The sequence below is a fragment of the Flavobacterium rarum (SeqCode) genome, assembly GCF_965234445.1.
Lineage (GTDB): Bacteria > Bacteroidota > Bacteroidia > Flavobacteriales > Flavobacteriaceae > Flavobacterium > Flavobacterium rarum.
Genome location: NZ_OZ248483.1, coordinates 71672 through 89260 on the forward strand (window position 1 = coordinate 71672; position 17589 = coordinate 89260).

16 protein-coding genes are annotated in these 17589 nt (G+C 32.7%); 12 read left to right on the forward strand and 4 right to left on the reverse strand.

All coding sequences use genetic code 11. From position 1 onward, the window contains the following. Positions 1–26: 26 nt before the first annotated feature. Positions 27–629, forward strand: coding sequence for a Uma2 family endonuclease (locus tag AC8GF4_RS06065; protein ID WP_506593355.1), 603 nt, complete (start codon positions 27–29; stop codon positions 627–629). A 127-nt stretch (positions 630–756) separates the two neighbouring features. Here AC8GF4_RS06065 and AC8GF4_RS06070 read toward each other — a convergent pair whose 3' ends face one another. Beyond that, on the reverse strand, positions 757–3258 hold the full coding sequence (locus tag AC8GF4_RS06070; RefSeq protein ID WP_506593356.1) for a DUF5686 and carboxypeptidase-like regulatory domain-containing protein: 2502 nt from the start codon (positions 3256–3258) through the stop codon (positions 757–759). 140 nt (positions 3259–3398) lie between these two features. Further along, positions 3399–4379, reverse strand: a complete 981-nt coding sequence (locus AC8GF4_RS06075; protein WP_506593357.1) for a pyruvate dehydrogenase complex E1 component subunit beta — start codon at positions 4377–4379, stop codon at positions 3399–3401. A gap of 480 nt (positions 4380–4859) precedes the next feature. On the opposite strand from AC8GF4_RS06075, the gene AC8GF4_RS06080 reads away from it, so the two are divergent. The 4 genes from AC8GF4_RS06080 to AC8GF4_RS06095 all read left to right on the forward strand — a co-directional run bounded on the left by AC8GF4_RS06080 (position 4860) and on the right by AC8GF4_RS06095 (position 8373). Further along, positions 4860–5606: an electron transfer flavoprotein subunit beta/FixA family protein gene (locus AC8GF4_RS06080; protein ID WP_506593358.1), complete on the forward strand. Its 747-nt coding sequence runs from the start codon at positions 4860–4862 to the stop codon at positions 5604–5606. A gap of 73 nt (positions 5607–5679) precedes the next feature. After that, the gene (locus tag AC8GF4_RS06085; RefSeq protein WP_506593359.1) at positions 5680–6648 is read left to right on the forward strand and encodes an electron transfer flavoprotein subunit alpha/FixB family protein; all 969 of its coding nucleotides are present in this window, start codon (positions 5680–5682) and stop codon (positions 6646–6648) included. Positions 6649–6809: 161 nt separating this feature from the next. Beyond that, entirely contained in the window at positions 6810–7436 is a 627-nt protein-coding gene (locus AC8GF4_RS06090; RefSeq protein WP_506593360.1) for a bifunctional nuclease family protein, read from the forward strand. A gap of 85 nt (positions 7437–7521) precedes the next feature. Beyond that, entirely contained in the window at positions 7522–8373 is an 852-nt protein-coding gene (locus AC8GF4_RS06095; protein WP_506593361.1) for a thymidylate synthase, read from the forward strand. 40 nt (positions 8374–8413) lie between these two features. Here AC8GF4_RS06095 and AC8GF4_RS06100 read toward each other — a convergent pair whose 3' ends face one another. Further along, positions 8414–8710 carry an isoamylase early set domain-containing protein gene (locus AC8GF4_RS06100; protein ID WP_506593362.1) on the reverse strand — a complete coding sequence of 99 codons (297 nt, stop codon included), beginning with the start codon at positions 8708–8710 and terminating at the stop codon, positions 8414–8416. A 233-nt stretch (positions 8711–8943) separates the two neighbouring features. Between AC8GF4_RS06100 and AC8GF4_RS06105 the strand changes: the two genes are divergently transcribed. The 4 genes from AC8GF4_RS06105 to porT all read left to right on the forward strand — a co-directional run bounded on the left by AC8GF4_RS06105 (position 8944) and on the right by porT (position 12036). Beyond that, a complete protein-coding gene (locus AC8GF4_RS06105; protein ID WP_506593363.1) occupies positions 8944–9276 on the forward strand; it encodes a 2TM domain-containing protein in 333 nt (110 codons plus the stop codon). A 12-nt stretch (positions 9277–9288) separates the two neighbouring features. Then, positions 9289–9771 carry a dihydrofolate reductase gene (locus AC8GF4_RS06110; protein ID WP_506593364.1) on the forward strand — a complete coding sequence of 161 codons (483 nt, stop codon included), beginning with the start codon at positions 9289–9291 and terminating at the stop codon, positions 9769–9771. Between the two features lie 682 nt (positions 9772–10453). After that, positions 10454–11185, forward strand: coding sequence for a bifunctional demethylmenaquinone methyltransferase/2-methoxy-6-polyprenyl-1,4-benzoquinol methylase UbiE (ubiE, locus tag AC8GF4_RS06115; protein WP_506593365.1), 732 nt, complete (start codon positions 10454–10456; stop codon positions 11183–11185). Between the two features lie 119 nt (positions 11186–11304). After that, on the forward strand, positions 11305–12036 hold the full coding sequence (porT, locus tag AC8GF4_RS06120; protein ID WP_506593366.1) for a type IX secretion/gliding motility protein PorT/SprT: 732 nt from the start codon (positions 11305–11307) through the stop codon (positions 12034–12036). Positions 12037–12046: 10 nt separating this feature from the next. On the opposite strand, the gene AC8GF4_RS06125 is transcribed toward porT, so the two are convergent. After that, positions 12047–12781, reverse strand: a complete 735-nt coding sequence (locus tag AC8GF4_RS06125) for a TrmH family RNA methyltransferase (RefSeq protein WP_506593367.1) — start codon at positions 12779–12781, stop codon at positions 12047–12049. Positions 12782–12828: 47 nt separating this feature from the next. Here AC8GF4_RS06125 and tamL point away from each other — a divergent pair, with 47 nt between their 5' ends. From tamL to accD, 3 genes are all read left to right on the forward strand, one after another. Beyond that, positions 12829–15453 carry a translocation and assembly module lipoprotein TamL gene (gene tamL, locus AC8GF4_RS06130; protein ID WP_506593368.1) on the forward strand — a complete coding sequence of 875 codons (2625 nt, stop codon included), beginning with the start codon at positions 12829–12831 and terminating at the stop codon, positions 15451–15453. Positions 15454–15523: 70 nt separating this feature from the next. Beyond that, entirely contained in the window at positions 15524–16591 is a 1068-nt protein-coding gene (gene fbaA, locus AC8GF4_RS06135) for a class II fructose-bisphosphate aldolase (RefSeq protein WP_506593369.1), read from the forward strand. Between the two features lie 70 nt (positions 16592–16661). Beyond that, positions 16662–17516, forward strand: a complete 855-nt coding sequence (gene accD, locus AC8GF4_RS06140; RefSeq protein ID WP_506593370.1) for an acetyl-CoA carboxylase, carboxyltransferase subunit beta — start codon at positions 16662–16664, stop codon at positions 17514–17516. Positions 17517–17589: the final 73 nt, after the last annotated feature.

Here is a 17589-nt window from a genome sequence, read left to right on the forward strand (position 1 = left end):
TGAATAGTAAATTATTTCAAATAACAATGGGCAACATTATAACTAATATAAAACAGCTTGATTTAAAAGGCACTTATAGCTATGCAGATTACTTGCTTTGGCATTTTTCTGAAAGAGTTGAATTGATAAAAGGTAAAATATTCAAGATGAGTCCTGCTCCGAGCAGGTTCCATCAAGATATTTCAATGTCAATTACTTTGGTTCTTGCCAAGCTGTTAAAAAATCAACCTTGTAAGTTTTATTATGCACCATTTGATGTACGTTTGTTAAATCACAAAGAGAGTACAGATGAAAACAAAATACTCTCTGTAGTACAACCTGATTTATGTGTGGTTTGTGATCCATTAAAATTGGATGTTAAAGGTTGTCTTGGTGCTCCAGATTTGATTATTGAAATCCTGTCTCCTGGAAATTCCAAGAAAGAAATGGATATTAAATACGATTTGTACGAAGAAAATGGAGTGAGAGAATATTGGATTGTAAATCCTTCTGAAAAAACAATTTCTATTTATGTGTTACAAAATGAAAAATACATTGGTCTGAAACCTTTGATTATTGACAGTAAGCTCCAAAGTTCAATTTTTCCAGAGCTGAAATTTTGGGTAAAAAAAATATTCGAAGACAAATAGTGATTTTTTATAAAGACAAATTTTCTGAAAATCCCGAATGCCCTAGCCCAGATAGAAGGGAAAATCCTTTTTTTAGGCTATTTTTTTTAGCCTAAAAAAAGATTGGAATGATAGCTGGATAAAGCTCCTAAAAAAAGAACCCAAACGATCCTTTTACCGCAAATCTATTGGTGTTTGGTGTGTCGAGATAGCTTCCTCTCCAGGAAAAATCCAAACGAAATACTTTGAAGATATTTCCAACTCCAGCGTTGTATTCCCAATAGACATTTTCTGGAGCTACATATTCAAGTCCCGAAGCATTTATAGCTCTATTGGCATCGGAAACGGTTCCATAAGCGGCTTTTACTCCTACAAATTCTCTCCAATTGAGTTTTCGCATAAAAGGGACTCTGGCAAACAATCTGCCATTGAAATCATGATTCCATTGAAAGGTGGCATATTTATCGGTTACAAATTCGTAATAGTTTAAATTACTAAATGCGTTCTCAATGGTAAAAAAAGTTTGATTTCCGGGTACAATACTCAACAAGCCTAAAGGCACGGTTCCAAAGGTTTTTCCGAGTTCCAAAATCAAATTGGTACGACCAAGAGGGCCAATGATTATGGGTTGTTTATAATAGATTTGGATTTTTTTGTAATTAAAATCACTATGAACTATACCTTTGTATCCTTGACTGTAATTGGCAAAAAAGGTAGAGTAGGGGCTATTAGCAATACTTCTTTCAACACCGTAAGCAATAGTTCTTCTGTTTGGAGTATATTCGGCTTGGATGTTAAACTCAGATTGTGTTGTAGTACTTTTTACAATTCCTGCAGGATTTGCCGTTGTCGGTAAGGCTGTATAATAGTCCAAACTAAAGACAGGAGAGGCCGATTCTAAAGTTTTATAACTAACTCCAGTTTGTAGCGTTAGGTTTTTAATAGGTTCTATTGCAATGTATGCATTTGTTAAGCCGATATTGGTAAGTTTGCCATTGGAACCTGTGGTAAAAAAAGCCGAAGAGCCATAGCTTCTTGCTAAAATATCATTGGTAGTAGTCAAACTGGCGCCCAATTGTTCGACATCACGTCTGTTGCCTCCGGAAACAATGATTCGGTTTTTCTTTTCAATCATCCATTTTCCGGCAAAACCATATTTGAATTTTTTGTCTTGAAAACCATAGGCCGTAAAAGCTTGTACACGCCAAGGATCATTTGGACCAAAATAGGTACGGCCTCCTAATTGCACCCTAAAACCTTCTACTTCATTGTAACCAACAGTGGAAAAAATTGGTCCAATATCTAAGAAATCATAATTAATGTAACCGCTTGCAAGAACCTGTACTAAGTTAGTGATTCTTTTGAAGGCCTTTACATTTTGCAAGGTGTCTAGCATTTTATATACCCCTTGTTCGTCTTTACTTAGTTTTTCAAAACGGTTTTCTTCCCAATATTCATCACTCTTTTTATAGACTTCGTTGTCTACAAAGTTGACTTCTTCTTTGTAAAAATTTGCCGGTTTCTCGATATTGAATTTGTGATTTTGGAAATATGTAGTTCGTTTACCGTAAACTCCTTTTGATTTTTCTTTTTTGTTTACAGCAAAATCAGACATCAAATAATCCTTGGTCAAAAGAAAGATAGAGTCGTTTAAAACTTCAAACTCTTGTTCTACATAAATGTCTTTTACCCAATTGATATTGGCACTTTTGGTAACGGCCATATTGATTTTTTTGATAGCAAATGTGGTGTCATTTACCCAAAAATCTCCTTTGAAAGTGAGTTCATTTTTTCGTCTTGGATAAAAAACAATGTTATAACACCATTTTTTATCAATGAAAGCACTGTCTTTTAAAACATAATTGTAAACATCAATTCCTGTTTTGGATAATGGGCTAGTGAAACTTTTGTCGAATAAAGAGATGTAGTTGTTGTAGATGTTATAATCAGAATACAAATCTTTTATAAATGAAAGAATTTGTTGATTTCCTTCAAATCCCGAAGTTTTGTTTGCCTTTGTTATCTCTTTTACTTTGGGAATTTTATTGTCGCCATACACATCTATCAATGCTTCGTTTACAAAAATAGGCAAATAGGTTTTTCCTGTTACAGTGGAAGTATCAACATGGTCGAAAATAAATTCCATGCCTTTGAAAATCTTTTGTTTTTTGTAGGCACTGTCAATAGAATTAATGTCAAATTCTACTTTTTCATATTTTTCCATTTGGTATTGAGCAAATTGGTATAGTCCATTTTTGCGTTTTTTCTCCCAAATTTTTCTTAGAATATCCAGAGCAGGATTGTTTTTTTTGGATGTTTTTCCAGTAAAAATAACTACTTCTTTCAAGCTTTCTTGCTCGCTTAATTCAATAGTGAAATTATAATTAATAGATTTGGTAAGCGTAATTTCTTTTTCTGAAAAACCAATTGAGCTAATCACAATTGTTTTGTAGGTGTTTGGAGACTCTATATAGAACCGCCCATCTTCATTGGTTACTGTTCCAATACTAGTGTTTTTGAAAATTACATTGGCAAATGGAACAGGTTGTTTGGATTTGTCAATAACAATTCCACTCACTTTGGTTTGAGCATAAATGGAATTTACTGTAGCAAAGAATAAAAACAAACCGAAGAATAGAAGTTTTTTCATAATTATCAAAAAAAAAACTTCATCAAATATATATGTCTGATGAAGTTATAAGTTTAGACTTCTTAGATTGTTAGACATTTTAGATAAAATCTTACCTATTTAAAAATCTAACAATCTATTAAGTCTAATAGTCTAAAAATCTATTTTTTATACATTACTTTTTTTACTGCTTTCACAACATCAGTAGCATTTGGCAACCATTCTTTTAATAATACTGGAGAATAGGGTGCTGGAGTATCAGCCGTAGTGATTCGTTGGATTGGTGCATCTAGAAAATCAAAAGCTTGTTCTTGAACCAAATAAGCGATCTCCGAAGATACACTTGCAAAAGGCCAAGCTTCTTCAAGAATTACCAATCGGTTTGTTTTTCTAACTGAAGTTAGTATAGCTTCATTATCCATTGGACGAACCGTTCTTAAATCGATTATTTCACAAGAAATACCTTCTTTGGCCAATTCATCAGCTGCAATATACGCTTCTTTGATAATTTTTCCGAAAGAAACGATAGTTACATCGGTTCCTTCACGTTTGATATCTGCAACTCCAATTGGAATAGTGTATTCACCATCTGGCACTTCTCCTTTGTCACCATACATTTGCTCTGATTCCATGAAGATTACAGGATCATTGTCACGGATAGCCGATTTCAATAAACCTTTTGCATCATAAACATTGGATGGAACAATAACTTTAAGTCCTGGAGTATTAGCAAACCAGTTCTCGATAGCTTGAGAGTGTGTTGCTCCCAATTGACCTGCTGAAGCAGTCGGTCCACGAAAAACAATAGGTACATTAAATTGTCCGCCTGTCATCTGACGCATTTTGGCAGCATTATTTATAATTTGATCAATTCCAACCAAACAAAAGTTGAACGTCATGTATTCTACTATCGGGCGACACCCATTCATGGCCGATCCTACTGCTATTCCAGTAAAGCCAAGTTCAGCGATTGGTGTGTCAATTACTCTTTTTTCACCAAATTCGGCCAGCATTCCTTTCGACGCTTTGTAGGCACCGTTGTACTCTGCTACCTCTTCACCCATTAAGTATATGGACTCATCGCGACGCATTTCTTCACTCATCGCTTCGCAAATGGCCTCTCTAAATTGTATCGTTCTCATATTATATAGTCTGTGTGTAATTTTAGAAAAGCAAAAATAATTATTTTAAATTACTTAAAAGCATAAAACACTTTAAAATAACAAGGTTTTATGGTATTGTTTTTTTTTGGAGCTATTTGCTTCGCCAGTCGTTTCACTCGTGTCCGGCTATTCGCTATATCTTCTTGATCTCTCGTCTCGTTTTTAGTTACGAGACAAGACCTCAAGAAGGATTCCGCTACTATCCGGGCTAGGTTTTAGTCTAAAAAAGAATAATTTATAAATTTACAACTACTTGTAAATCAAAATCAAACCAAAAGGAATGTACTCAAATCAAAAGATCTACTTTTTTATTTATAATAATTCTGATTAAAATAAATCTAATCATAGATATGGTGGCGAAATCGAAATAGTTCTAAAAAATATTATGCATGCATAGTATATTATTCAATTTATTATTTTAAATTTGTCGAAGAAATTACGAATTATAAAATATATATTATGAAAATATTAGTTTGCATCAGCCACGTTCCTGATACTACTTCAAAGATCAACTTCACAAACGGAGACGCTGAGTTTGATACCAATGGAGTTCAATATGTAATTAATCCAAATGACGAATTTGGTCTAACCCGTGCTATTTGGTTTCAAGAACAACAAGGAGCTACAGTAACTGTGGTGAATGTTGGTGGTCCAGATACAGAGCCAACATTGAGAAAAGCTTTGGCAATTGGTGCCAATGAAGCGATTCGTGTCAATGCAAATCCTACAGATGGTTTTTTTGTTGCTAAACAATTGGCCGAAGTAATTAAAAATGGAGGTTATGATGTTGTAATCGCAGGTAAAGAATCTTTGGATTATAATGGTGGTATGGTTCCTGGAATGATAGCTGGTATTTTAGGGTATAATTTTTTAAACTCTTGTACCAATATTACAGTTGATGGAGCAAACGTTACTGCAGTTCGTGAAATCGATGGTGGTAAAGAAACCGTAAGCACTACTTTGCCAGTAATCATTGGAGGTCAAAAAGGATTGGTAGAAGAAAAAGATCTACGTATCCCAAACATGAGAGGAATTATGACAGCAAGAACAAAAGTATTAACAATACTTGAGCCAGTTGATGCTGCTGTAAATACCAAAGCAGTGAAATTTGAAAAACCAGCTCCAAAATCGGCGGTAAAATTGATCTCTCCAGATAATTTGGATGAATTAATTAATTTATTACACAACGAAGCGAAAGTAATCTAGTAATCAGTTTCAGTCGCAGTTTTCAGTTGCAAAACTTTAAACCTTAAACTTTAAACTTTTAAACAAAAAAAATATGTCAATATTAATATATGCAGAATCTGCAGAAGGAAAATTTAAAAAAGTAGCATTAGAATTAGCTTCTTATGCCAAAAAAGTAGCTGAGTCATTAGGAACAACCGTTACAGCAGTGGCAGTAAATGCTGGGGATGTTTCGGAATTGTCAAAATACGGAGTAGACAAAGTTTTAAAAGTAAATAACGATAAATTAGCTGGATTTACTGCCAAAGCTTATGCAGATGTTATCAAGCAAGCGGCTCAAAAAGAAGGGGCAAAATTGGTTTTACTTTCTTCTACAACAGATAGTATTTACTTATCATCATTAGTTGCTGTAGCATTAGAGGCAGGTTTTGCATCAAATGTAACAGGATTACCTTTAAGTACTTCGCCTTTTCAAGTAAAAAGAACTGCTTTTTCAAACAAAGCTTTCAATATTACAGAAATCAATACCGATATAAAAGTATTGGCACTTGCCAAAAACTCATATGGTATATTTGAGAGTGCTTCTACATTAACAGAAGAAGATTTTAATCCAACCATCGGTGATGCTGATTTTGGAGTTAAGGTGGTTTCTGTTGAAAAAGTTTCTGGAAAAGTATCTATAGCAGACGCTGATATTGTAGTTTCTGCAGGACGTGGACTTAAAGGACCAGAAAACTGGGGAATGATAGAAGAATTGGCAGGAGTTCTTGGAGCTGCAACTGCTTGTTCAAAACCAGTTTCAGACTTAGGATGGAGACCTCATGGAGAGCACGTTGGGCAAACTGGGAAGCCAGTTGCAACCAATTTGTATTTTGCAATCGGAATTTCTGGTGCAATTCAACACATTGCTGGTATTAACTCTTCCAAAGTAAAAGTGGTAATTAATAGTGATCCTGAAGCGCCTTTCTTTAAAGTTGCTGATTATGGAATAGTAGGAGATGCTTTCGAAATTGTACCCCAATTGATCCAGAAATTTAAAACTTTCAAAGAGCAACAATCTTAAAATTTATTTTCTCTTATAAATTAAGCTACCTAAAAACAAGATAATTGTATCTTTGCTTTTGGTAGCTTTTTTGTTCCATAAATTTTGACTAAAATTGCACTTTATTTGAACAAAGAAAAATACCAATTAATAAAGTACATTGTGCTTTCTATTATACCAACATGAGCTTAGTTAAATTATCTATTAAAGGAATTTCATACAGTCAAACTCAGAATGGCGCTTATGCGTTGATTCTAAACGAGGTTGATGGTGACAGGAAGTTGCCTATCGTTATTGGAGCATTTGAAGCTCAGTCTATAGCTATTGCTTTAGAGAAAGAAATTAAACCACCTCGTCCATTAACACATGATTTATTCAAAAATTTTGCTGAGCGATTTGATATTGTTGTAAAACAAGTAATAATTCATAAGTTAGTAGATGGCGTTTTTTATTCTAGCATTATTTGCGAAAGAGACAAAATCGAAGAGATAATTGATGCTAGAACATCAGATGCTATTGCTTTGGCTATACGATTTAGTGCGCCTATTTTTACCTATAAAAACATACTAGACAAAGCGGGTATTTATTTGAAAGCGAATCCTCTTGAATCAGATGCTTCTAGCGAAATAGACGATATACTTTCTAATCCAGAAACTTTTGGGCATTCAGATGAAACCAATGAATCGGGAGATTTGTATTCCAAACACAGTCTACAGGAGTTAAACGAGTTTTTGGATCAAGCTGTAGAGCACGAGGATTACGAAAAAGCAGCAAAAATTCGAGACGAAATTTCAAAAAGAGAACTTTAATTTAATTTTCGGTCTTTATTTTTTGAAATTAAATCAGATAAATAATAATCATAAACGAGCAGATAGCTTTTTTCCTCTCAAAGACATGAAACAATACCTAGATTTAGTGCAACACGTTATGGAAAACGGTTGTCAAAAAGGAGATCGTACTGGAACGGGTACCAAAAGTGTATTTGGTTATCAAATGCGTTTTGATCTAAGTGAAGGTTTTCCAATGGTTACCACCAAAAAATTACATCTAAAATCCATTATATACGAGTTGCTTTGGTTTTTAAAGGGAGATACTAATATTAAATACCTGCAGGAAAACGGCGTTAAAATTTGGGATGCTTGGGCAGATAGTAAAGGTGACCTTGGGCCTGTTTATGGGCATCAATGGCGCAATTGGAATAGCGAAGAAATAGATCAAATAACGGAGCTAATATCAGAACTTAAATCAAATCCAAATAGCAGAAGAATGCTTGTTTCTGCTTGGAATCCATCTGTACTTCCAGACACAACAAAATCATTTGAAGAAAATGTAGCCAACAATAAAGCGGCTTTGCCTCCTTGTCATGCTTTTTTTCAGTTTTATGTTGCTTCTCCAGATGAATCGAAAGGAGAAACTAAAGGAAAACTTTCCTGCCAATTATACCAGAGAAGTGCTGATATTTTCTTGGGGGTTCCTTTTAATATAGCATCATACGCCTTACTTACAATGATGATAGCTCAAGTTTGCGATCTTGAAGTTGGTGAATTTATTCACACTTTTGGAGACGCTCATATTTATAACAATCATTTTGAGCAACTCGAATTACAACTGACTCGAGAGCCAAAACCATTGCCAAAAATGATTTTGAATCCAGCTATAAAAAACATCTTCGAATTTGATTTCGAAGATTTTACTTTAGAAGGATACGAACCACATGCCCTTATTAAAGGAAACGTAGCAGTTTAAAAAAAATAAAATCCGCTAAAGCGGATTTTATTTTTTGCGACTATACGGCTAGAACACTATTTTCTGCACCTGCAAAATCATTCCATTTGAAGGAATCTGCTTCGGGCTCATTTATAAACTCCCCGTCTACAACATACTTAAATTCATAAGTTGAGTCTTTGTTTAACTCGAAAGTGGCTTTGAAAGTACCATTTTTTAATTTGCTTAATGCTCCTTCTTCAATACTCCAATTATTAAAATCTCCAATAACGGATGCTTGATTAGCCTCTTTTGCTTCAACACTAAATGTTACTTTACAAACAGGCTTGGTTTTTATAAATTGTTTTTTGATTGACATAACTATTTCATTTTTAAAGTTATAACAAAGTAAATGAATTAATTTTAATTTTTTTCAGAACTAAGGATTTTTACTATAATAACAAAAAAAGAACCCTTTTTTTGTTATTATATAAAAATTGAATCATTTATTTTCTTAATTCAATTCAAGAAATCGTTTTCATTATAAATAATCAATAATCTCGAGAGCATCATTAAAAAAATAATTTTATCTTTATAAGCAAAAAATCAACGATGGAAAAAGAGTTACACGAGCAATACGAATATGCTAGAAACCGAATAAAACAAAAAAAAAGACTGTATTATCATTTTGTTTTCTTTATGTTGGTCAGTTTGTTCTTATTTACAGCGCATCGCTTTTTTGATATTGGTATTGATACCAATTGGTGTATTTGGATTATAACGTTATGGTTGTTTCTTTTTGTATTACATTTCATAAAAGTATTCATAACAGATCGTTTTATGAATAAATATTGGGAAAGAGATCAGATTGACCGTCTTGTTGCTTTACAACAAAAAAAGATAGTCCAATTAGAGACAAAAATTGAAGAAAACAGTAAAAAATAAAATCACAGAAACATGATAATTATGATTGCTGCAGTTGCAGAAAACAATGCCCTTGGAAAAAACAATGAACTTGTTTGGCATCTTCCAAGTGATTTTAAACGATTCAAAGCCTTAACTACTGGACATCATATTATAATGGGAAGAAAAACATTTGAGAGTTTTCCAAAACCATTACCAAATAGAACTCATATTGTAATTACCCGTCAAAAAAATTACAATCCTGAAGGATGTATTGTTGTTAAAAGTATGGTGGAAGCAATCGCTATTTGCCCAGAAAACGAATCTTCTTTTATAATAGGAGGAGGTGAGATTTACAGCTTAGGACTTTCTTTTACCGATAAATTAGAACTTACAAGAGTGCATCACAGTTTTGAAGCGGACGCCTTTTTTCCGGAAATTAATACAACGGAATGGATAGAAATAGAGTCGGTGTTCAATGCCAAAGATGATAAACATCTTTTTGATTTTACGTACCAAACTTTTGTAAAAAAATAAAACAAAAAAAAACATCCTTTTTCGAAGGATGTTTTTTTTTAATGATGATTAGAAGAGTGACCTATTCCTGTGCTAAAATTTGATAACATAATATACAAATCACAAATATCAATACTACACCAGAAATGAAGATGATAGTATTTGATAATTTTTGAGAGTACAACTCAAAAAAGCCTTTAGTACCAAATACCACAAAGGTACTAAAAGCAAAGAAAATTAAAATTTCCAAAAACAAATTTAATCCTAAGAACGTATTTTGCGTTTTTAACCTAATACTACCATTACTGGTAGTACCTTCAAAAAAGAGTACAAGAACAAATGAGATAAATAACGCAAAAAACATCCATTTGATTTGGGTCATTGATTCCCTTCTAGTCATTCATTAAATATTTAAAACTTAAAGTACAAACATCAGTATTAAAATTAGTTTCCACAATACCCACTTACAGTGATATTTCAATTATTTTTCATTTTACAAAATTTAATTATTTTTCAGCAAACATAGGGCATACCAGTTAATTTGTAGTATTTAACTGTTTTTTAATAAATTAATTTTTCCTTATAAAAAAGCATAACAAAGACTTTTAGTTTTTTTTTTATTCAAGATATAATTTTTTTTATGAATTTTAAAAACGTATTTATTGTTCCTCAAGTTTATGTTATATTTGTACAAATAAAAAAAATGCCAAAGCAAATTACACCATACAAAAATTCGACACTTAGTAAAAAAGAGCAAGTTGCAACAATGTTTGACAACATTTCTGGAAATTATGACAATCTAAACCGAGTTATTTCATTTGGAATAGATGTTAAATGGAGAAAAAAAGTGCTGCAATTGGTTGCTAGAAATAACCCGAAAATCATTCTTGATATTGCTACTGGAACAGGGGATCTAGCTATTTTGATGGCACAAACCAAAGCTGAAAAAATAATAGGTCTCGATATTTCTGCTGGAATGCTTGAAATTGGCACGCAAAAAATAGAGCACAAAAAACTTTCAAAAACAATTGAAATGGTTTTGGGTGATTCTGAAAACATGTCTTTTGATGATAATTATTTTGATGCCATTACTGTTGCATTTGGAGTTCGAAACTTTGAACATTTAGAAACTGGACTTTCAGAAATATTGAGGGTATTAAAGCCAGGAGGAATTTTTGTTATATTAGAAACGTCTGTTCCAGACAAAACCCCATACAAGCAAGGATATCAGTTTTATAGTAAAAATATTTTGCCATTAATTGGAAAGTTGTTTTCGAAAGATAATGTTGCCTATGGGTACTTGTCTGAATCTGCGGCTTCTTTTCCTTATGGAGAAGCGTTAAACAATATTCTAAGAAAAACGGGGTTTATAAATGTAGAAGCTATACCTCAAACCTTTGGAGTTGCGACTATTTACTCGGCCTCAAAAAAATAGTACTGTAGCATTTAGCGTAAATATGAAATCGCAAAGTTTTAATATAGCAATAGGAATGAAGAATGGCGATTCCTATCGATAGAAATCGGGATCCTATAAAACAAAAATATTATCTCCGTATGAAAAAAAAAATTGTATTAATTCTATTATGCATTGTCATTAAAGGAAGCGCTCAAAATTCGGACGGAATTTTTAGTAAAAATCCAATTGTTAACCTAGAAAATTACCAAAAGAAAAGAGTGTATTTTGGATTTTTTTTAGGATTTAACTCTTATGATTTTAAAATCAATTACAAAGTAATGGAAACTGATCCAAGATACTCTTCTGATATTCAGACAGACAAATCTGGTGGTTTCAATGTCGGATTAGTAACTGATTTGCGTTTACACGAATATATAAACTTACGTTTTGAGCCTGGACTTTATTATGCAAATAGAACATTGCATTATCCGCCAAATATTGGTTTTAATAGCTCGAGTGATGCTATAAGAGAAATAAGCAGTACTTATATTAATTTTCCATTATTGTTGAAGTTTTCCTCTCTTAGAACTGGAAATGTACGTCCTTATTTGCTTGGAGGTGTATCTGCAAATTTAAATTTATCTTCTAATTCAAAATCTTTGGACGACAATCTCGAAGAACGTTTTAGAGTAAAAAGCTGGACTACAAATTATGAAATAGGTTTTGGAATTGATATTTTTTCAGAATATTTTATATTTTCACCTTCGATAAGAGGACAATTTGGAATTTCTGATGAATTAATTCGAGACAAAGACCCTAATAGTCCTTGGACCGGCAATATTGAATCAATGAAATCAAGGGGTTTTTTGATTAATTTCACTTTTCATTAATACACATTTTTCAGTTAAGGTTTTGACGTCTAAACTCGCTTAAAATAATTGAAGTTGCTGTTGATACATTCAGACTTTCAGTCATTTGAATGTCGCCAAATCTAGGAATAGTGAGTTTTTTGGTAATCAATTTTTCTATGCTTTCCGAAATACCATTGGCTTCATTTCCCATGACAATTATTCCTTCTTCGGGTAAAGTAGTTTGGTATATATTTTCTCCATCCATAAAAGTTCCAAAAACGGGTAAGCTGGTTTTGGTTATAAAATCATTCAGATCAGTATAATTTACATTTACACGTGCAATTGATCCCATCGTGGCTTGAACTACTTTTGGATTGTAAATGTCAACTGTTTCTTTGGAACATATCAATTGTTGAATCCCAAACCAATCGCACAACCTCAATATCGTTCCCATATTACCAGGATCTCTAATTGAATCAAGCGCCAAGACTAAACCTGATTCTATGATTTTACTTTCTAAAGGAATTTTGAATACAGCCAAACAACTATTAGCAGTAGTCAATGCACTAATTTTGTTTAATTCATTTTCAGGAATAAGGCTTTTTTTATGAATTATAACTTCATTAAAATCGTCCTTGGTAGTATAAAGATGATCCAGTTCAAAATTTGATTTTACTAATTCTTGAATTACTTTTACACCTTCGGCAATAAACAATTGATTTGCAAATCGATGTTTTTTTTGATGTAAACTAGATATAAGTTTTATTTGGTTTTTACTAAGCATAAAAAAATGTACTTTTGATTTATATTTTTCACAACAAGAATCCCCGCATGAATAGATTTTTTTCTTCCCTTACAATCAAAAAGAGGTTTCCTATTGAATTTAGGAAAGTCCATCTTTTAGGAAAAAAAAACAGTTATGCAAAAATAGCAGTATTTATCTTAATTAGTGCTTTTTTCTATGGGTGTAATTCAGAAAAGAGAGTGCCTGCTAGAAAACAACTACTTGTCAAAAATGAAATTTTTGAAAATGGCAAGTTGCTCAAGAATCAAACCATGTACGATCAATTGTACCAACAGCCCAACAGTTCCATACTAGGGAATAGATTGATGTTAAACATTTACAATTTGGCCAATCCCAATCCGGACTCTGCGTTTAATTTAAAGTATTTGAACAATAAAAAGAAATATGACAGAGAAGTTAAGTGGTTTTCTGCAAAACAAGTGGAGGGGCTTCGAAAATCATTTTGGTATCTAGGAATTCATAATTTTTTGAAACAAACTGGAGAGTCACCAGTAATTGCAGACACACTTAAAGCCAAAAAATCATTAACAAGACTTAAGAGTTACTATTTTAATAACGGCTACTTCAATGTAAAAGCTACTTATAAGCGAGACTCTTTGGCGCTTAAAAGAGCTCAATTTAAATACTATTTGACCACTGGGAACCCTTATTTTGTTGATACATTAAAAATAGCAATTCAAACTCCTGTTCTGGATTCACTTTATAAAACTACAAAATCGCTCATTATTCCAGGGAAACAATATAAAACTGAAGATTTTGAAAACGAAAAAAACAGGATTACTACATTATATAGAAACAATGGAGCTTTTCGTTTTCAATCCAATTACGTAACATTTGATATTGATACTATAAACAAAAAAGACAAAGCTACTGCAATTTTAAATGTGGGAAATTATTCTTATTTAGAAAATGATTCAACAAAGACGGCTCCTTTTAAACTATACAAAATCAGTGAAGTAAAAATTTATACCGATTATAAAGCAGAAAACCACAATTCACCCATAAAAGATAGTGTGTTTTATAATAATATGAATTTATATGGTTATGAAAAAATTAAATACACACCACATGCCATAACAGACGCTGTTTTTTTAACAAAAGGAGGTGTTTTTAATGATGCTAGGACTGTGTTGACATCTCGGTATTTGAATAATTTAAAGATATTTAATTACCCAACAATACAATATGAAATTGACAAGAATGACTCATTAAGAGAATCTCTAATTGCTAAAATATATTTAACACCTCGAAAGAAATTTAGTTTTGGATATACATTTGACCTTACCCATTCCAATATAGAAGATTTTGGAATTACAGGTAGTATTACCGAAACTATAAGAAACGTTTTTAATGGAGCAGAAACTTTAGAACTTTCGGCTAGGGGGAATATTGGTGCATCAAATGACATTGCAAATTCAAAAAATAGTTTCTTTAATGTTTCGGAATATGGTATAGATGCCAAGTTGAATTTCCCACGAATTATTTTCCCGATTAAAACCGAAAAAATAATTCCCAAGAGTATGATCCCTTCTACAGTAATGAGTATGGGTCTATCAAAACAGACTAATATTGGTTTGGATAAAGAAAATTTCACAGGATCTTTCTCTTATAATTGGACCCCTAAAAAAAATACGACTACTCGATTTGATCTTTTGAACTTTCAGTTTGTGCGCAATTTGAATACAGAAAATTATTTTAATGTATATGGAAGTTCTTATGATGCTTTAAATGGTTTATCTCGAATATACAATACCAACCCTGATTACATAGATTCAAACAGTAATTTAATAATCGAAAGCGGAACAACAGGGTTTACGAAAGATGTTCTTTTTGGTTTTACCTCCTTAACGCCAGTTGATCAGGATTATCAAAATGTGCTAAATATTGAACAACAAAGAATCAGGCTTACGGATAATGATTTTATTTTGGCAACCAATTTTAATTATACCAAAACAAGTAAAAAAGATTTACAAGACAACTCCTTTTATACTTTTAGAACCAAAATAGAATCAGCTGGGACTTTGTTGTCTGCAGTTGCGAAAATTGGAAATATTACCAAAAATTCTAAAGGGAATTATGAAATATTTAATTTAGAATATTCCGAATATTTTAAAACAGAGTTTGATTTTATTAAACATTGGAACGTCAATAAAGCAAATGTATTTGCAATTCGAACTTTTTTTGGCATTGCATTACCTTATGGAAATTCTAATTCTATTCCTTTTACCAAAAGTTATTATGCTGGAGGTGCAAATGATAATAGAGCATGGCAGCCTTATAATTTAGGTCCAGGAAGCAGTTCTTTTTCCAATGATTTTAATGAAGCCAATATGAAAATTGCAATAAGTGGCGAATACCGTTTTTTAATTGCAGGTAAATGGAATGGAGCTCTTTTTGCAGATGCTGGAAATATTTGGAATGTAATGGATGCGGTTACTTATGAACCCGCTCGATTCAATAGTATCGAGGATTTAAAAGAAATGGCTTTAGGAACTGGATTTGGTATAAGATATGACTTAAGTTTTTTTGCCATAAGAGTCGATATGGGTTTCAAAACATACAATCCCGCTTTGGAAATAAACCAAAGATGGTTTACTCAATATAATTTTGCAAATTCTGTTTTTAATTTTGGTATCAATTACCCTTTCTAAGTGCTAATTAATTCTTATTTTTGCAAACTATAATCTAAAAACTAAAAAAAAACAATTAAAAGAAATTAAAATGGCACACAATATTAAACCCGGAGTAGCTACAGGCGATCAAGTACAAGAAATTTTCAATTATGCAAAAGAAAAAGGATTTGCACTTCCTGCTGTTAATGTTATAGGATCAGATACTATTAATGGAGTTCTTGAAACGGCTGCAAAATTAAACGCGCCAGTTATCATTCAATTTTCAAATGGTGGAGCACAATTTAACGCTGGAAAAGGACTTTCAAATGCTGGAGAAAAAGCCGCTATTGCTGGTGGTATTGCTGGTGCAAAACACATTCATACATTAGCTGAAGCTTATGGAGCAACAGTAATTCTTCATACTGATCATTGCGCTAAAAAATTATTGCCTTGGATTGACGGTTTACTTGATGCTTCTGAAGAGCATTTTGCAGCAACTGGAAAACCATTATTCTCTTCTCACATGATTGACCTTTCTGAAGAGCCAATCGAAGAAAACATCGAAATCTGCAAAGGTTATTTGGAAAGAATGAGCAAAATGGGAATGACATTAGAAATCGAACTTGGAATCACTGGTGGTGAAGAAGACGGTGTAGACAACTCTGATGTGGATAGCTCTAAATTATACACTCAACCTTCTGAAGTATCGTATGCTTACGAAGAATTATCAAAAGTAAGTCCAAGATTTACAATTGCAGCTTCTTTTGGAAATGTTCACGGTGTATACAAACCAGGAAACGTAAAATTGACTCCAAAAATCTTAAAAAATTCTCAAGATTACGTTCAAGAAAAATTCAAAACTGGACCAAATCCTGTTGATTTTGTTTTCCACGGTGGGTCAGGTTCTACATTGGAAGAAATCAGAGAAGGAATTAGCTATGGTGTAGTAAAAATGAATATCGATACTGATTTACAATTTGCATTTACTGAAGGAATTCGTGATTTTATGGTGAACAATATTGAGTATCTTAAAACTCAAATTGGAAACCCTGAAGGTGCAGATTCTCCAAACAAAAAATACTATGACCCAAGAAAATGGTTGCGTGAAGGTGAATCTACTTTCAATGCAAGACTTGAGCAAGCATTTGCGGACTTAAACAATGTGAACACTCTATAATTTTGAATTTTAGATTTTAGGTTTCACGAGGAAATCTAAAATCTAAAATCTTTGATCTAAAATAATATAAATGGCTTGGTTTAAAAGAAAAGAAAAAGGAATCACTACGGCGACCGAAGACAAAATGGATATCCCAAAAGGACTTTGGTACAAATCTCCTACCGGAAAAATTATTGATGCTGATGAATTGGCTCGTAATCTATTTGTAAGTCCCGAAGATGGTTTCCATGTGCGAATTGGAAGTGCAGCCTATTTTGATATTTTGTTCGACAATAATGAATTTGTTGAATTGGACAAGAATATGACTTCTAAAGATCCTTTGCATTTTGTTGATACCAAAAAATATGCAGACCGATTGAAAGAGGTTATGGACAAAACACAACTTAAAGACGCGGTAAGAACTGCAGTTGGTAAATCCAAAGGGAAAGAACTTGTAATTTGCTGTATGGATTTTGCTTTTATTGGCGGATCTATGGGGGCAGTTGTAGGGGAAAAAATTGCAAGAGGAATTGATCATGCTATCAAAAACAGATTGCCTTTTGTAATGATTTCCAAATCTGGTGGAGCCAGAATGATGGAAGCTGCATATTCATTGATGCAATTGGCCAAAACTTCTGTAAAACTAGCACAACTAGCTGAAGCAAAATTGCCTTACATTTCGCTTTGTACAGACCCAACAACTGGTGGAACAACCGCATCTTATGCTATGTTAGGAGATATTAATATTTCTGAGCCAGGCGCCTTAATCGGATTTGCTGGGCCACGTGTGGTAAGAGATACAACTGGTAAAGATTTACCAGAAGGGTTTCAAACTGCAGAGTTTCTTCTTGAGCATGGTTTCTTAGACTTTATTACAGCTAGAAAAGAATTGAAAGATAAGATAAACTTATATATTGATTTGATTCAAAATAATACACTTAGATAAATGAAAATCCCGAGCAATCGGGATTTTTTTTTGCTGTAAACATTAGAAGTTGAAAAAGAGTAGAGACTTTTCA

Coding starts and splice junctions, on each gene's coding strand:
- AC8GF4_RS06065 (WP_506593355.1), top strand. CDS start 27: ATGGGCAACATTATAACTAATATAAAACAGCTTGATTTAAAAGGCACT.
- AC8GF4_RS06070 (WP_506593356.1), bottom strand. CDS start 3,258: ATGAAAAAACTTCTATTCTTCGGTTTGTTTTTATTCTTTGCTACAGTA.
- AC8GF4_RS06075 (WP_506593357.1), bottom strand. CDS start 4,379: ATGAGAACGATACAATTTAGAGAGGCCATTTGCGAAGCGATGAGTGAA.
- AC8GF4_RS06080 (WP_506593358.1), top strand. CDS start 4,860: ATGAAAATATTAGTTTGCATCAGCCACGTTCCTGATACTACTTCAAAG.
- AC8GF4_RS06085 (WP_506593359.1), top strand. CDS start 5,680: ATGTCAATATTAATATATGCAGAATCTGCAGAAGGAAAATTTAAAAAA.
- AC8GF4_RS06090 (WP_506593360.1), top strand. CDS start 6,810: ATGAGCTTAGTTAAATTATCTATTAAAGGAATTTCATACAGTCAAACT.
- AC8GF4_RS06095 (WP_506593361.1), top strand. CDS start 7,522: ATGAAACAATACCTAGATTTAGTGCAACACGTTATGGAAAACGGTTGT.
- AC8GF4_RS06100 (WP_506593362.1), bottom strand. CDS start 8,710: ATGTCAATCAAAAAACAATTTATAAAAACCAAGCCTGTTTGTAAAGTA.
- AC8GF4_RS06105 (WP_506593363.1), top strand. CDS start 8,944: ATGGAAAAAGAGTTACACGAGCAATACGAATATGCTAGAAACCGAATA.
- AC8GF4_RS06110 (WP_506593364.1), top strand. CDS start 9,289: ATGATAATTATGATTGCTGCAGTTGCAGAAAACAATGCCCTTGGAAAA.
- ubiE (WP_506593365.1), top strand. CDS start 10,454: ATGCCAAAGCAAATTACACCATACAAAAATTCGACACTTAGTAAAAAA.
- porT (WP_506593366.1), top strand. CDS start 11,305: ATGAAAAAAAAAATTGTATTAATTCTATTATGCATTGTCATTAAAGGA.
- AC8GF4_RS06125 (WP_506593367.1), bottom strand. CDS start 12,781: ATGCTTAGTAAAAACCAAATAAAACTTATATCTAGTTTACATCAAAAA.
- tamL (WP_506593368.1), top strand. CDS start 12,829: ATGAATAGATTTTTTTCTTCCCTTACAATCAAAAAGAGGTTTCCTATT.
- fbaA (WP_506593369.1), top strand. CDS start 15,524: ATGGCACACAATATTAAACCCGGAGTAGCTACAGGCGATCAAGTACAA.
- accD (WP_506593370.1), top strand. CDS start 16,662: ATGGCTTGGTTTAAAAGAAAAGAAAAAGGAATCACTACGGCGACCGAA.